This is a genomic window from Plantibacter sp. 2H11-2, from assembly GCF_050031945.1.
GTDB classification, from domain to species: Bacteria; Actinomycetota; Actinomycetes; order Actinomycetales; family Microbacteriaceae; genus Plantibacter; species Plantibacter auratus.
The window spans coordinates 595777-610367 of record NZ_JBNBBL010000001.1; the positions used below are offsets into that span (position 1 = coordinate 595777).

13 protein-coding genes are annotated in these 14591 nt (G+C 70.2%); 5 read left to right on the forward strand and 8 right to left on the reverse strand.

Annotation, left to right across the window (positions count from 1 at the left end; all coding sequences use genetic code 11):
* Positions 1-65 precede the first annotated feature (65 nt).
* Together ACQG07_RS02760 and ACQG07_RS02765 are read left to right on the forward strand one after the other, a co-directional pair.
* On the forward strand, positions 66-596 hold the full coding sequence (locus ACQG07_RS02760; RefSeq protein WP_192005286.1) for a TetR/AcrR family transcriptional regulator: 531 nt from the start codon (positions 66-68) through the stop codon (positions 594-596).
* Positions 593-1624: a diacylglycerol/lipid kinase family protein gene (locus tag ACQG07_RS02765; RefSeq protein WP_426737077.1), complete on the forward strand. Its 1032-nt coding sequence runs from the start codon at positions 593-595 to the stop codon at positions 1622-1624. The genes ACQG07_RS02760 and ACQG07_RS02765 overlap by 4 nt, the downstream gene beginning before the upstream one ends.
* A gap of 96 nt (positions 1625-1720) precedes the next feature.
* Here the strand turns inward: ACQG07_RS02765 and ACQG07_RS02770 are convergent, their stop codons facing one another.
* Genes ACQG07_RS02770 through ACQG07_RS02780 form a run of 3 tightly spaced genes read right to left on the reverse strand, consistent with a single transcriptional unit; the run spans position 1721 to position 4880 of the window.
* Positions 1721-3385, reverse strand: a complete 1665-nt coding sequence (locus ACQG07_RS02770) for an FAD-binding oxidoreductase (RefSeq protein WP_426737079.1) — start codon at positions 3383-3385, stop codon at positions 1721-1723.
* The gene (locus tag ACQG07_RS02775; protein WP_138946648.1) at positions 3382-4086 is read right to left on the reverse strand and encodes a lysophospholipid acyltransferase family protein; all 705 of its coding nucleotides are present in this window, start codon (positions 4084-4086) and stop codon (positions 3382-3384) included. The genes ACQG07_RS02770 and ACQG07_RS02775 overlap by 4 nt, the downstream gene beginning before the upstream one ends.
* Positions 4083-4880, reverse strand: a complete 798-nt coding sequence (locus ACQG07_RS02780) for an SDR family NAD(P)-dependent oxidoreductase (RefSeq protein WP_426737080.1) — start codon at positions 4878-4880, stop codon at positions 4083-4085. Before ACQG07_RS02780 ends, ACQG07_RS02775 begins: the two co-directional genes overlap by 4 nt.
* Before the next feature lie 79 nt (positions 4881-4959).
* On the opposite strand from ACQG07_RS02780, the gene ACQG07_RS02785 reads away from it, so the two are divergent.
* The 3 genes from ACQG07_RS02785 to ACQG07_RS02795 are packed head-to-tail and all read left to right on the forward strand — an operon-like array spanning position 4960 to position 9039.
* A complete protein-coding gene (locus ACQG07_RS02785) occupies positions 4960-5862 on the forward strand; it encodes a hypothetical protein (protein WP_426737081.1) in 903 nt (300 codons plus the stop codon).
* Positions 5859-8255: an SDR family oxidoreductase gene (locus ACQG07_RS02790; protein WP_426737082.1), complete on the forward strand. Its 2397-nt coding sequence runs from the start codon at positions 5859-5861 to the stop codon at positions 8253-8255. The genes ACQG07_RS02785 and ACQG07_RS02790 overlap by 4 nt, the downstream gene beginning before the upstream one ends.
* The gene (locus ACQG07_RS02795) at positions 8245-9039 is read left to right on the forward strand and encodes a hypothetical protein (RefSeq protein ID WP_079705450.1); all 795 of its coding nucleotides are present in this window, start codon (positions 8245-8247) and stop codon (positions 9037-9039) included. Before ACQG07_RS02790 ends, ACQG07_RS02795 begins: the two co-directional genes overlap by 11 nt.
* Positions 9040-9111: 72 nt before the next feature.
* On the opposite strand, the gene ACQG07_RS02800 is transcribed toward ACQG07_RS02795, so the two are convergent.
* The 5 genes from ACQG07_RS02800 to metG all read right to left on the reverse strand — a co-directional run bounded on the left by ACQG07_RS02800 (position 9112) and on the right by metG (position 14577).
* Entirely contained in the window at positions 9112-10050 is a 939-nt protein-coding gene (locus ACQG07_RS02800) for a 4-(cytidine 5'-diphospho)-2-C-methyl-D-erythritol kinase (protein ID WP_064296493.1), read from the reverse strand.
* 40 nt (positions 10051-10090) lie between these two features.
* On the reverse strand, positions 10091-11158 hold the full coding sequence (gene mgrA / locus ACQG07_RS02805; protein WP_426737083.1) for an L-glyceraldehyde 3-phosphate reductase: 1068 nt from the start codon (positions 11156-11158) through the stop codon (positions 10091-10093).
* A 9-nt stretch (positions 11159-11167) separates the two neighbouring features.
* Positions 11168-12019, reverse strand: coding sequence for a 16S rRNA (adenine(1518)-N(6)/adenine(1519)-N(6))-dimethyltransferase RsmA (rsmA, locus tag ACQG07_RS02810; protein WP_426737085.1), 852 nt, complete (start codon positions 12017-12019; stop codon positions 11168-11170).
* Between the two features lie 75 nt (positions 12020-12094).
* Positions 12095-13000: a TatD family hydrolase gene (locus ACQG07_RS02815; protein WP_426737086.1), complete on the reverse strand. Its 906-nt coding sequence runs from the start codon at positions 12998-13000 to the stop codon at positions 12095-12097.
* Positions 12997-14577 (reverse strand): methionine--tRNA ligase, encoded by a 1581-nt coding sequence (gene metG / locus ACQG07_RS02820; protein ID WP_426737087.1) that lies wholly within the window; start codon positions 14575-14577, stop codon positions 12997-12999. Before metG ends, ACQG07_RS02815 begins: the two co-directional genes overlap by 4 nt.
* Positions 14578-14591 lie beyond the last annotated feature (14 nt).

The window sequence follows — 14591 nt, forward strand, 5'->3', positions numbered from 1 at the left end:
ATCCTGCCGCGCACGGAGGAGGTTGGTCGGTGCCCGTCTCCCGACGTGTCTCCCGCGCTCAACAGATGAGTGACCGCATCCTCGACGCCGCGCTCGACCTGATGCGATCTCGCGGCTCCGTCGCCGTCAACATCGAGGCGGTCGCCGAGACCACCGGTGTCGCGAAGACGACGATCTACCGGCGCTACCGCAACCGCTCCGAGCTGCTCACGGCGGCTGTTGCGCGCGCCATGGAGACCCCGGTCGAGATCCCGGAGGACCTCTCGACCTACGACACCTTCACCTGGCTGCTCCATGAAGCCCGCGCGATGATCGAGGACGTGGTGGGCCGGGGCACGATCGCGTCGATCCTGCTCCAGGACGACCCGGAGTTTTCGACGCTGCTCCGCGACCTCACGAGGAACCGGGCGCGCGCGCTGTCCAACCTGGTGGACGAACGGATCTCCACCGGCGATCTGAAGCCCGGACTCGACGGCCGCCTCGTCGCGACCCTCCTCCTCGGCGCGGTCCTCGGACAGCTCGTCCGCGGCGCCGACATGGACGACGACTGGGCGGACCAGGTCCTGTCCGTCCTCTGGCCGGCACTGGCCGCATGACGCGAGGCAGCACCCCGCCGCACGCTGCGGTGATCTACAACCCGACGCGCATCCAGCTCGAGCGCGTGACGAGGCTCGTCGACGCCGCGGCCGCCGAGGCCGGCTGGGGCCCGACGAGCTGGATCCCGACCCGCGAGCGGTCGACCGCGGTCGACCAGGTCGCGGAGGCGCTCGGAGACGGCGCGTCGCTCGTGATCGCCGCCGGCGGCGACGGGACGGTCCGCGAGGTGGCAGGGGCGATGCGCCACACCCGGACGCCGTTCGCCGTCGTCCCCGTCGGCACCGCGAACCTCTTCGCCCGGAACGCCGGGATCCCGATCGACACGGCCACCGCGGTGCGGGCCGCGTTCACCGGGGAGAACCGGAGCGTCGACGTCGGGGTCATCGAATATCGGAACCCCGACGGCGCCCGGCGCAGCACCCCGTTCCTCGTCATGTCGGGCTTCGGCGTCGACGCGGACATGGTGGCCTATGCCGACCCCGTCCTCAAGCGCCGCTTCGGCTGGATCGCCTACGTCGTCCCGATCATCCGCGGGCTCTTCCGCCGCGACCGCCCTCGCGTCTCCTGGAAGGAGGACGGCGGACCGATCCGGAGCGGACGGACGCACACGATGTTCGTCGGGAACTGCGGCACGGTCTCGGCGGGCCTCGACGTCCTCCCCGACGCACTCCTCGACGACGGTGTACTCGACGTCCTGATGGTGCGGTCCCTCGAGGGGTGGGACGGGGTCCGGGTCACGCGCTGGCTGCACCGCGCGAACAATCCCGTCGCCCGGTTCTCCAAGGGCAGACGGACACGGGGCAGCCGCGTGCAGCCGAGTGCCGTCGAGACGGCCGGCTCCGCCGGCGGTGCGCTCCGCTACCTGCGCGTGCGACGGATCGACGTGACAGTCTCACCGCCCGCCGAGTTCCAGGCAGACGGCGACGGCATCGGCCTGGTCTCGGCGGCCAGGCTGACCGTCGACCCCGGTGCGCTCATCGTCCGACGACCGGCGACGGCGGCGCGCTCGGGTCGGCTCCGGCCCTGAGCCCGCCCTTCGACAGGCTCAGGGCCCGGAGGAACGGCTCAGGGACCGGAGGAACGGCTCAGGGACCGGAGACCGCGCATGGACCGGAGGAACGACTCAGTCCGCGAGGATCTTGCCGGGGTTGAAGTTCGAACCGGGGTCAGCACTGTTGAAGAGGCCGCGCATGATCGCGACGCCCTCGGTCGAGATGTCCTGCTCCATCCACGGCGAGTGCTCGACACCGACCGCGTGGTGGTGCGAGAGGGTGCCACCGTGGTCGACGAAGGCCTGCTGGATCGCCGACTTGACCTGCTCGTACTCGCCGATCGGGTCGTCGCCGGTGATGAACGCGAAGGTGAAGTACAGGCACGCGCCGGAGTGGTACGAGTGCGAGAGGTGGCACATGATCCACCCGTGCACCCCGAGCTTGTCGTACGCGGCGTTGGCGGCGTCGTTCGCGGCGTCGTAGACCTCCTGCAGGCGCGACCAGGGCGCTGCGGTCTCGGAGACGTCGGCCGCGGCTCCGCGGTCGAGGAGGAAGTCGCGCAGGTACGGGGTGTCGAACTTCTTCTGGTCGTAGAGGGCACCGGGGCCTTTGCCGACGCCGATGCCGCCGTGCTTCCGGACGATCGAGCCGACGAGGCCCTTCTCGTACCGCACGTGGGACGCGCTGCCCTCGTAGCCGATGAAGGAGAGGCACAGCTGCTCGAGGTCCCAGCCCCTGGCCGTGAGCACCTTCATGAGGCCCTTGGTGACCTGCGCCGAGACGCCGGTGCTGGCCTTGCGGGTCGCGAGCGAGAAGCCGCTCTCCCGGGCGTTCGACACCCGGGTGACCGAGGGGCTGGCGTCGCTCTCCGCGATCTCGTGCATCGCCGCGAGCCCGGCCTCCCAGGTGGGGAAGAAGTAGCCGAGGACCTCGCGGACGGCGGGCGTCCGGTGGACCTGCACGGTGACCTCGGTGATGATGCCGAGTCGACCCTCGCTGCCGATGATCATCTCGCGGACGCTCGGGCCGGTCGACGCGCTCGGGACGGGGCGGATCGCCACGATGCCGTTCGGGCGCACCATCCGCAGGCCCTTGGTGATGTCGGCGATGTCGCCGTACTTGTCGGACTGCATGCCCGAGGAGCGGGTCGCTACCCATCCGCCGAGCGTGGAGTGCGTGAAGCTGTCGGGGAAGTGGCCCATCGTCCAGCCCTTGGCGCCGAGCTGCTCCTCGATCGAGGGGCCCTGCGCACCGGCCTGGATGGTGGCGAGACCGGAGCCCTCGTCGATCGACAGGACGCGGTCGAGCCGGCCGAGGTCGAGCGAGATGATGACCCGCTCCTCCGTCGGCTGCGGGTCGAGCGAGCCGGCGATGTTGGTGCCGCCGCCGAACGGGATGATCACGGCGTCTGCGGCGACGGCTGCAGCGACGACCGACGCGACCTCGGCCTCGTCAGCCGGGTAGACCACGAGGTCGGGCGTGCGGGGCAGGTCGTTCGCGCGGATCCGGAGCAGGTCGCGGATGCTCTTGCCGTAGGTGTGGACGACGCGTTCCTGGTCGTCCGTGGTCACGTGCCCCTGACCGACGAGCGTCGAGAGCTCGGCGATGAACTCCTCGGACGCGCGCGATGCCGGGACGGTGAGCTCGTCGAAGCTGAGGTGCGCCTGCGCAGGCTTCCGGAGGTCGAGACCGACGGCTTGCTTCACGAACGGCGCGAAGTCCGGCTTGTTGCCGTGCTCGAAGGCGACCCCTTCGACTCCCCAGCCCCACCACTTCATGTGCTCCACAGACGTCATCCGGCTTCCTTTCGTGGTGTGTCGATCGAAACGTGTGTTCCCGGCTCGACCGAGGCGCGCAGCGCGACGATCTCGGCGACGACGCGGTCCATGAGCTGGACGGGCGTCTCGTTCGGCTGCGGGTGGATCGGTTGCCCGAAGACGACGCGCACCGGCGGTCGTCCGGGGACGGGCCAGTTGCGACCCTTCGGCATGGCGGAGTGGGTGCCGAGGACGGCCACCGGCAGGCAGGGGATGCCCTGGCGCGTGGCGAGTGCCGCGGCACCGGGCTTGAACCGGCCGAGCTCACCCGTCCGCGATCGGCCGCCCTCGGGGAAGATGAGGATCGGGACGCCGCTCTCGAGCAGCTCCCGTGACACGCCTGCACGCTTGCGGTCACCCGAGCGGTCGACCGGGAACGCGTTGAAGAAGAGCGCGGCGAAGATGCGGCGGGCGGGGACATCGAAGAAGTAATCGGCCGCGACACCGGCGGCGAGGTAGCGCGACAGTCGACGCGGCATCGCCCCGACGACGAGCGGTGCGTCGAGGTGCGACTGGTGGTTGGCGACGACGATGTACGGACCGGTCACGCCCGACAGACGCTCGCGACCCGTCACCGTCACGCGGGTCAGCGACCAGACGAGCGGCTTCAACAGCAGACGCTGGGCGACGAACCGCGCGTTGGCGTGGAGGGAGGAGGTGAACCGCGGCTCTGCGGTCATCGGTGGGCTCCTGACTGGGCGGCGTTGGCGGCTCGACGGCTCGAGGACATCCGGCCGGAGATCCACCGGATGGACGCACGGGGCGCGAACTTGACGAGGGCCATGAGGGCCTTGAAGCGGAAGCTCGGGATGGAGACGACGACCCCTCTCCCGGCGTCGCGGAGGGCGTCGGCGACGAGCCGGTCCACATCGATCCAAAGACCCGACGGGATCGAGCGGGTGCTGATGCCGGCGCGATCGTGGAACTCGGTGCGGACCCACCCGGGGCAGAGCGCCGTGACGCGGACACCCGAGCCGGCGAGCTCGACCGCGAGCGCCTCGGTGTAGGTGGTGACGAACGCCTTCACCGCCGAGTAACCGCCGGTGGTGATGTACCCCGCCGTGCTCGAGACGTTGATGATGGTGCCGCGTCCGCGTTCCCGCATGGCGCGGGCCGCGGCGCCCGAAAGCGTGGCGACGCTCCGGCACATGACCTCGATCGCGGTGTCGAGCTCGCTCGTGTCGGGATCGGTGAGGCGGGCGTGCACACCGAACCCGGCGTTGTTCACGACGACCTCGATCGGCGACGCCTGATCCTCGATCCGTGCGGCGAGTCTCGCGACGTCGGCGCGGTCCGAGAGGTCGGCACTCATCACCTCGACGGTGCGACCGGTCGCGCGCAGCCGCTCGGCCGATCGCTCGAGCCGCCCGACGTCACGGGCGACGAGCACCAGGTCGAAGCCCCGTCCGGCGAGCGCCGTGGCGAACGCGGCACCGATGCCGGACGTCCCACCGGTGACGAGAGCTGTAGCCATGGGGATCAGAATACGCTACGCGTTGCGTATCGTTGCAAGCTACAGTGATGAGGTCGGATCGTCACGGAACGGAGACGCCATGGTGAACCGGGATTCGCCGCGCGGAACAGCACCCGCGGCCCTCGAGGACGCGGAGCAGGAGAGCGCCATGCTGCGGCCTGCCCACGGGTTCAGCGTCCGCGACTACGCGAAGTCCGCCGTCGGCAGTCGTCGCAAGGAGATCGACGCCGCGGCCTTCGCCGAGACGCCGCTGAGTGCTGAGACGGTCGCACTGCTCCGCGCCCTGTCGGACATCGAGCGCGCGACCATGCAGTACCTCCGCGGGGTGCTCGTCACCCCCACCCATAAGGACGCCAGAGTCACCGCGTTCCTGATCACCTGGGCGTACGAGAAGTACTGGATCACCGACACCCTCGACACCGTCCTCAAGGCGAACGGGACCCCGCGCGACAAGACGCGTTCGACGGGTGTCCGGCGCACCGTCCACGGTGTGCGCGACCGCTTCGCGCCAATCGGCCAGGCGCTCATCGCGAACGTGCTCGGCGAGGACATCATCGCCTGGCACATGACGATCGGGACGATCGACGACCTCATCACCCACGCGGCCTACCGTGCGGTGCGCGAGCGCGAGCCGCACCCCGTGCTCGACCGCCTCGTCGACGAGATCCTCGAGACGAAGGCCCGGCACCTCGAGTTCTTCACCGCACAAGCGAGCGACCGCCTCGCCGCGTCGCCCCGTGCGCAGGGCATCACCCGTCGCCGCATCCGGAACGCCGTGTGGCCCACCGGCTCCGATGCGAACGGCCCCCGACAGACGGCGCGGTTCGCCGCGCTCGTGTTCCGCAGCACCGCCACCTGGAGCGACCCCGCCGTCCTCGGCATCGACGCGTCGATCGACGCGCTGCCCGGTCAGTCGGGCCTCCATCTCGCCGCCAGACTTGCCCGCCGCGGACGCCGCGGCAGCCTCGAGGAGAACCGATGACCGACAACCCCACCCCAGACGCCGAACAGCCCGACGCTCAGGAGCCGGAGGCTCAGCAGCCCGCCACCGCCCCGGATGCCCTCGACGGCGCGCACGTGCTCGTCACCGGCGGCACCGGCTTCCTCGGGCAGGCGGTGCTCGAGCGCCTGCTCGCCGATCACCCGACCACCCGCGTCAGCCTGCTCATCCGGAAGAAGGGGTCGGTCCGCGGGAGCGACCGTCTCCAGACCCTGCTCCGCAAGCCGGTGTTCAAGGCCTGGCGCGAACGCGTCGGCGCCGAAGCCGCCACGGCGATCGTGGCCGAGCGCGTCAGTGTGATCGAGGGTGGCCTCGACGAGATGGCGCTGCCGGCCGACCTCGACGTCGTCATCCACAGCGCGTCGACCGTCTCCTTCGACCCGCCGATCGACGAGGCCTTCGCCACGAACGTCGGCGGCGCGACCACCCTGTACGCGGCGCTCGCGAAGAGCGGCGCGACCCCGCACGTCGTCCACGTCTCAACCGCCTACGTCGGCGGCACGCGGAAGGGCATCCAGCCGGAACGCAGCCTCGCGCACGACGTCGACTGGCGCGTCGAGGCCGAGGCCGCCCGCTCGGCACGCGTCCGCACCGAGGAGTCGTCCCGTCGTCCGGAGGTCCTGCGCAAGCTCATGCAGACCGCCCGTCGCGAGCACGGCAAGGCCGGCCCCCAGGCCGTCTCGAACGCCGCCGAGGCCGCACGCATCGCCTGGGTCGACGCCCGACTCGTCGCCCACGGCCGTGCACGCGCCGAGAGCCTCGGCTGGACCGACGTCTACACCTTCACGAAGGCGATGGCCGAGCGGGTCGCCGAACAGCGCTGGGCCGGCGAGGGAAACCGACTCTCCGTCGTGCGCCCGTCGATCATCGAGAGTGCACTCGCGCACCCGTTCCCCGGCTGGATCGACGGCTACAAGGTCGCCGACCCGCTGATCATCGCCTACGGGCGCGGACAGCTGCCCGACTTCCCGGGCCTCCCGGACAGCGTGCTCGACATCATCCCCGTCGACTTCGTCGTCAACGCGATCCTCGCAGCGGCCCAGACCCCGCCGGAGCCGGCTGCGGCGCGCTACTTCCACGTGAGCTCCGGAGCCAGCAACCCGCTGCCGTTCCACAAGATGTACGCGAACGTGCACAGCTACTTCACGGAGCACCCGATCCCGGCGGACGCCGGTGACATCAGTGTGCCGACCTGGAACTTCCCCGGCGGGCGCGCGATCGAGCGCTCCATCGACCGGCGGCAGAAGGCGACGACGGCGGCCGGCCGGGTCGTCTCCCACCTGCCGGCGAACGCGACCACCCGCGGGTGGCAGGACCGGATCCGCAAGGCGTCGAGCGACCTCGGCTCGCTCCGCGACTTCACCGGGCTCTACCGCTCCTACGTGCAGAGCGAGATCGTCTTCGACGACCAGCGCACCCGTGCCCTGCACGCCTCGCTGACGCCCGAGCAGCAGGCGGACCGCGGGTTCGACGTCACCACGATCGACTGGGACGACTACTTCCAGCGCATCCACTTCCCCGCCGTCACGACCCTGACCCGCGCCTTCGCCAACCGCAAGGCGGGCGCCGCGAAGCAGCAGAAGATCCTGCCCGTGCGCGACGACGTCCTCGCGGTGTTCGACCTCGAGGGCACGGTGCTCGCCTGGAACCTCATCGAGCAGTACCTCTGGCTGCGGCTCGCGGCGACCTCGCGGTCGCGCTGGCCCATCGAGATCGCCGCGCTCGGCGCGTCCATGCCGGGGTACATCGGTGCTGAACTCCGCGACCGCGGTGAGTTCATCCGCACGTTCATGCGTCGCTACGAGGGCGTCGACGTGGCGCAGCTCGAGAAGATCGTCCGGGGCGGCTTCGGCAAGGCCGTCCGGTCCCGCCTCCTCCCCCAGGCGCTCGAGCAGATCGCCGCGCACCGGGCGGCCGGTCACCGGACGATCCTCGTCACCGGCACCATCGACCTCATGACGGCTCCGCTCGAGCCGTTCTTCGACGAGGTCGTGGCCGGGGCGATGCACGCCGAGAACGGACGCCTCACGGGTTACCTCGACAGCCCGCCGCTCGTCGACGAAGCGCGCGGCGCCTGGCTCACGCAGTACGCCGAGCAGCACGGCATGGACCTCGCGCACTCCTACGGCTACGGCGACTCCCATGCGGACGCCGCCTGGCTGCAGCTGGTCGGGAACCCGGTCGCCGTCAACCCCGACCACACCCTGTACAAGCTGGCGCAGGCCGGCCGGTGGACGGTGCGAGAATGGGCACGAACCACCGGAGGCGTCCGCTCCGAAGACGAACTGACCCGCGCACCGCGCCCCGCACAGCCGAGAGGAGAGCGGACGGCCGAGGACACGATCCCCGACCGCCCCACCGCACATGGCGTTTGACATCGACAAGTTCACCGAGACGAGTGTCTCGGTGAACTGGAGCGACCTCGACTTCGACGAGTTCAAGACGAACCCGCTCCCCGCTTCCACCCTGCGCAGCCTGCGCTACATGTGCGACATCGAGTACCACACGGTCTGCTACCTGCGCGACATGCTCATGACGCCGTCCCACGAGGACGACGAGGTCGGCGCGTTCATGACGATGTGGAACCGTGAGGAGTTCTGGCACGGGGAGGCGCTCGCCGCCGTCCTCGCCGCCCACGACATCACGGTCGACTTCGACGAGCTCAAGGCGACGCGCCTGAAGCTCGGCTGGAAGGACCGCCTCGACCCCATCAAGCAGTCGATCCTCGGCAACCTCGTGGGCACCGACTTCATCGCGGTGCACATGAGCTGGGGCGCGGCGAACGAGTGGTCCGCGACCGCCGCGTACACCCGCCTCGCGCAGTTGGAGCGGCACCCGGTGCTCTCGGTGCTCCTCAAGCGGATCGCGAAGCAGGAGACGCGTCACGTGGCGTTCTACGCGAGCCAGGCCAAGGCACGCCTGGAGTCGTCGAAGAGCGCACGTCGACTCACCCGCTTCCTGCTCCGCAAGGTGTGGGGCCCCGTCGGCTCGGGCGTCATGCCCGACTCCGAGGTCACGCACGTGATGGGCCACCTCTTCGGCGACGAGGACGGCCTGGCCGAGGTGCGCCGCATCGACGGGCACATCGCCAAGCTCCCCGGCATGGAGGGGCTCACGATCATCGAGAACTCGCTCCGCGTGCGCGGCGTCGCGGCCTGAACCGCGCCACCTCGCACAGCAGCCCCGGTCGGATCTCCGACCGGGGCTGCTTCGTGTCGTGCGGGCCGCGTCTCAGCTCTGCGAGACGATACGGGCGCCGTGGACCGGTCCGTGGGCACGGATGACCTTCAGCCCGGACGAGGCGAGCGTCACCTGCAGTTCGACGGCGTCGTCGGTGTCGGCAGCCAGGAAGGCGATCGTCGGCCCGGAGCCGGAGACGAGGCTGCCGAGGGCGCCCTGGGAGTCGCCGAACTCGAGCACCTCGCCCAGCACCGGGCGCAGCTGCAGCGCGGCGGCCTGCAGGTCGTTGTAGAGGACCTCGCCGAGGAGGTGGGCATCGCCCGCACGCAACGCCTGGAGCACCGCGGCGTCGACCGTCGGCTGGCGACCGGACGGAGAGATGTCGAGGATGTGCCGCGCCCGGTGGGCGTCGAGCTCCTGGTAGACCTGCGGGGTCGACATGCCGAAGTCGGCGAGGGCGAGCACCCACTCGAACTGCCCCTTGGCCAACGCACTGCTCAGTTGGTCGCCGCGGCCGGTGCCGACAGCGGTGCCGCCGAGCAGGGCGAAGGGCACGTCGGCGCCGAGGCGTGCCGCCAGCGCCAGGAGGTCGTCACGGCTGCGTTCGGTCCCCCAGAGGGCGTCACAGGCGAGCAGCGTGGCCGCGGCGTCGGCTGAGCCGCCGCCCATCCCGCCGGCGACCGGCACGTGCTTCTCGATCTCGAGCCGGACACCGCCGCGGTACCCGGTCCGTCTCGCGAGGGCCTTCGCGGCGCGGATGGCGAGGTTGCTCGTGTCGGTCGGCACACCAGACACGTCCACCGAGCCGGAGAACGACACACTGAAGTCGTCGGCCGGGTACGCGTGCACGTCCTCGTACAGCGAGATCGCCTGGTACGCGGTCGCGACGTCGTGGTAGCCGTCGTCCATCACTTCGCCGACTTTGAGGAAGACGTTGATCTTCCCCGGTGCTCGCACGTGGACGTGCTTGAGGATGGCCTCGGTGGTCATTGTTCCAAGTTAGTCGATCGAGCAGGCGCCTCAGACCGCGTCACTTGTCGGAGGAGTCCGCCCAGATGTTGACGTCGGCACCCTCCGCGAGTCGGTCGATCTCCTCGAGCTCCTCGGTCGTGAACGCGGGGCCGTCGAGCGCCGCCAGGTTCTCGTCGAGCTGCTCGGGGCGGGAGGCACCGATGAGGGCGGAGGTGATCGCGGAGTTGTTCAGGACCCAGGCGAGCGACATCTGCGCGAGGGTCTGCCCGCGCTCCACGGCGATGTCGTTGAGGGACCGGAGGCGGGTCGCCATCTCCTCGCTCACCTGGCGGTCGGGCAGGGAGGGACGGTTCGTCGCACGTTCGGCCGGGCCGTCGCCGAGGTACTTGTCGGTGAGCAGCCCCTGCGCGAGCGGCACGAACGCGATCGCGCCGAGGCCGGTCTCGGTCAGCACCTCGGTGAGGCCGTCCTCGACCCAGCGGTTGAGGATCGAGTACGACGGCTGGTGGATCACGAGCGGCGTGCCGAGCTCGCGAGCGACGGCGTGTGCGGCGGCCGTCCGCTCGGCCGAGTACGACGAGATGCCGACGTACAGGGCTTTGCCGGAGCGCACGATCGCGTCGAGCGCGCCCACGGTCTCCTCGATGGGCGTGACCTCGTCGACCCGGTGCGAGTAGAAGACGTCGACGTAGTCGAGACCCATCCGTTCGAGCGACTCGTCGAGGCTCGCGGTCAGGTACTTCTTCGAACCGAAGTTGCCGTACGGGCCTGGCCAGAAGTCGTAACCGGCCTTCGAGGAGATGATGAGCTCGTTGCGATACGGACCGAAGTCCTCGCGCATCATGCGACCGAAGTTCGTCTCGGCGGAGCCGTAGGGCGGGCCGTAGTTGTTCGCGAGGTCGAAGTGCGTGATGCCGTGGTCGAACGCGTGGCGCAGCAGCGCGCGCTGCCCGTCGAACGGCCGGTTGTCGCCGAAGTTGTACCAGAGGCCGAGCGAGATGGGCGGGAGGAAGAGCCCCGAGGTGCCGACCTGGCGGTAGTCGTTCCGCGCGTAGCGGTCGTCCGCCGCGGCGTACGGGCGGTGGATGTCGGGGACGTTCAGCGGGAATCGAGCATCAGCGGTCATGCGCCAACGTTATCGTCCCGCGCGCACGATCGACAGGAAGTCGTGGACCGTGAGCTCCTCGCCGCGTGCCGTCGGCTTCACTCCGGCGGCCTCCATCTGCTCCGTCGCGGCCTGGGAGCTGCCGAGGACGCTCCCGAGTGCCTGCCGGAGCATCTTGCGACGCTGCTGGAACGCCGCGTCGATGAGCGCGAAGGTCTTGATGCGCTCCTCCTCGGTGCCGATGACGTTGCTGCGCCGCTCGAATCCGACGAGCACGGAGTCGACGTTCGGGATGGGCCAGAACACCTGGCGGCTCACCTGGCCGGCGATGCGCCACGCGCCGTACCAGGCGGCCTTCGCGCTCGGGGCGCCGTAGACCTTGCTCCCCGGGCCGGCGGCGAGCCGGTAGCCGACCTCGGCCTGCACCATGACGACACCGGCCGTCAGCGAGGTGAAGTGCTCCAGGAAGTGCAGGAGGACGGGCACGGAGATGTTGTACGGCAGGTTGGCGACGAGTCGGTTGGGCTGCGCCGGGAGTTCCTCGATGCGCATCGCGTCCTCGTGGACGACCGACAACCGGTCGATCATGCCCGGTGCCATCTCCCCCACCGTGAGCGGCAGCTGCTTGGCGAGCCGACCGTCGATCTCGACGGCGACGACGCTCGCGTCGGCCTCGAGCAGGCCGAGCGTCAACGAGCCGAGGCCGGGGCCGATCTCGACGACGACGTCGCCCGGAGCGACGTGCGCGACCGACACGATCTTGCGGACGGTGTTCGCGTCGATGACGAAGTTCTGACCGAGCTTCTTCGTCGGCGTCACGTCCAGCAGGGTGGCGAGATCTCGGATCTCGGCGGGGCCGAGCAGGGCGACGGAGGCGGTCATCCCTCCAGTATCCCTGATCGGGGAGCCGGTCCTCGTCGGGCGACAGGCGCGAGGCTCGGTGACGGGCTCAGTGGCTCAGCCGGCCCAGGAGCCGTAGACGCGCTCGGTGTTCGTCGCGAGCTGCGTCGCGAACGCGGCGACGTCCTCACCCAGGTGCTCGGCCATGCCGCGCACCGTGTACGGGAGGAGGTACGGCGCGTTCGGCCGACCGCGGAACGGGGCGGGCGTGAGGTAGGGCGCGTCGGTCTCGACCATGATCAGCTCGCGGGGCATGATCGCGAGCGCCTCACGCAGCGGTGCGGCGTTCTTGAACGTGACCGTCCCGGCGAAGGAGGCGTACCAGCCGTGCTCGGCGCACAGCTCGGCGAGCTCCGGGCCGCCCGAGAAACAGTGGAAGACGGTGCGTTCTGGAGCGCCCACTCGGAGGAGCGTCTCGACGACCTCGTCGTGGGCGTCGCGATCGTGGATCTGCAGTGCGACACCGTGGCGCTTCGCGATGGCGATGTGCGCTTCGAACGATGCGAACTGCGCCGCGCGGCCGTCCTCCTCGGTGCGGAAGAAGTCGAGGCCGGTCTCGCCGACGGCGCGGACGCGAGGCTCCGCCGCCAGACGGTCGATCTCGGCCAGCGCCTCGTCCAGGGTGCCCGCGCGGTCGAGGTCCGGTGCGTCGTTGGGGTGGATCGCGACCGCCGCGAGCACGCGGGGGTCACGAGCGGCGATCGCCGCCGACCAACGGGAGGTCTCGACGTCGGTGCCGACCTGCACGATGCCGCGGACCCCGACGGAGGCCGCGCGGTCCAAGTGCTCCGACGGGGTCAGCGGGGCGTCGCCGTCGGCGTGTTCGAGGTGCGTGTGGTTGTCGTAGACCGCGACCGGCAGCGCCTCAGGTGCCTCGGGGTAGCTCAGTTGCTTCCGCTCCCCCGCTTCGCGCTGCCGCAGGTGCGGTGTGGCGGCCGGATCCGGCGCGACGCCCCCGCTCATTCGGCGACGGCCTCGATCCGCGGGAACAGGGGCTCGAGCCCTGCAACCGAGGTGCCGGCGGGCAGCTGCCCCCAGGTGCCGACGTCGCCGATGCGCTGTGCGCCGAGCTCGCCGAGGGCGGCTTCAGCGCCGAGGGCGGACCACAGCTCGGTGGTCGCCTTCGGGACGAAGGGGTGGAGCAGGACCGACAGGGCGCGCAGGCCCTCGACCGCCGTGGCGAGCACGGTGCCGAGCCGCTCCCGCTTGGCCTCGTCCTTCGCGAGTGCCCACGGCTCCTGCTCGGTGATGTAGCCGTTCAGCTCGTCGACGATCCGCCAGATGGCCGCGAGCGCGTCCTGGATGGCGAGGCGCTCGATCGCGGCGTCGGCGTCCGCAGCCGCCCGGGCGACCGTCTCCTGGATGGCCACGTCGGCCGGTCCGGCGGGGCCGCTCGCCGGCACGACGCCGTCGAAGTACCGCGTCACCATGGCGAGCACGCGCGACGCGAGGTTGCCGAAGCCGTTCGCGAGCTCCGCCTGGTACCGCGCGGAGAGGTCCTCCCAGCTGAACGAACCGTCCTGCCCGAAGGCGATGGCGCGCATGAAGTAGTAGCGGAACGCGTCGGATCCGAAGGTGTCGGTGATCTCACTCGGTGCGATACCGGTGAGCTTCGACTTCGACATCTTCTCGCCGCCGACGAGCAGCCAGCCGTGACCGAAGACCCGCTTCGGGACCTCGAGCCCGGCGGCCATGAGCATGGCCGGCCAGATGACCGCGTGGAACCGCAGGATGTCCTTGCCGACGATCTGCGTGGCGGGCCAGCGCTCGGCGAACGCCTCCTCGTCGGAGCCGTACCCGGCGGCGGTGATGTAGTTGAGCAGGGCGTCGAACCACACGTAGACGACGTGGCTCTCGTCCCACGGGACCTTGATGCCCCAGTCGAAGGTCGAGCGGGAGATGGACAGGTCCTTGAGCCCCTGGCGCACGAACTGGATGACCTCGTTGCGCGCCGACTCCGGCTGCACGAACTCCGGTCGCTCCTCGTAGAGGGCCAGCAGGCGCTCGGCGAAGTCGCTCATGCGGAAGAAGTAGTTGCTCTCCTGGAGCAGTTCGACCGGCTTCGAGTGGATCGCGCACACGAGCTGCCCGACGTACTCGCCGGTGCCCTGCACGAGGTCGCTCTCCTGCTTGTACTCCTCACAGCCGACGCAGTAGTACCCCTCGAACTCACCGGTGTAGATGAAGCCGGCGTCGTACAGGCGCTGGAGGAAGAGCTGGACGTTCTGCTCGTGCCGCACGTCCGTCGTGCGGATGAAGTCGTCGTTCGAGATGTCGATCGTGTCGAGCAGCGGGTACCAGGACTCGCTGACGAGCTTGTCGGCCCACTCCTTCGGCGTCACGCCGTTCGCGGTCGCCGTGCGCAGGATCTTCTGGCCGTGCTCGTCGGTCCCGGTCAGGAACCAGGTGCGGTCGCCGGCCTGACGGTGCCAGCGCGCGAGGACGTCCGCGGCCACCTCCGTGTAGGCGTGCCCGATGTGCGGGGCGTCGTTGACGTAGAAGATGGGCGTGGTGATGTAGAACGAGGTGCCGTCGGCCATGGGGTCAATCCTAG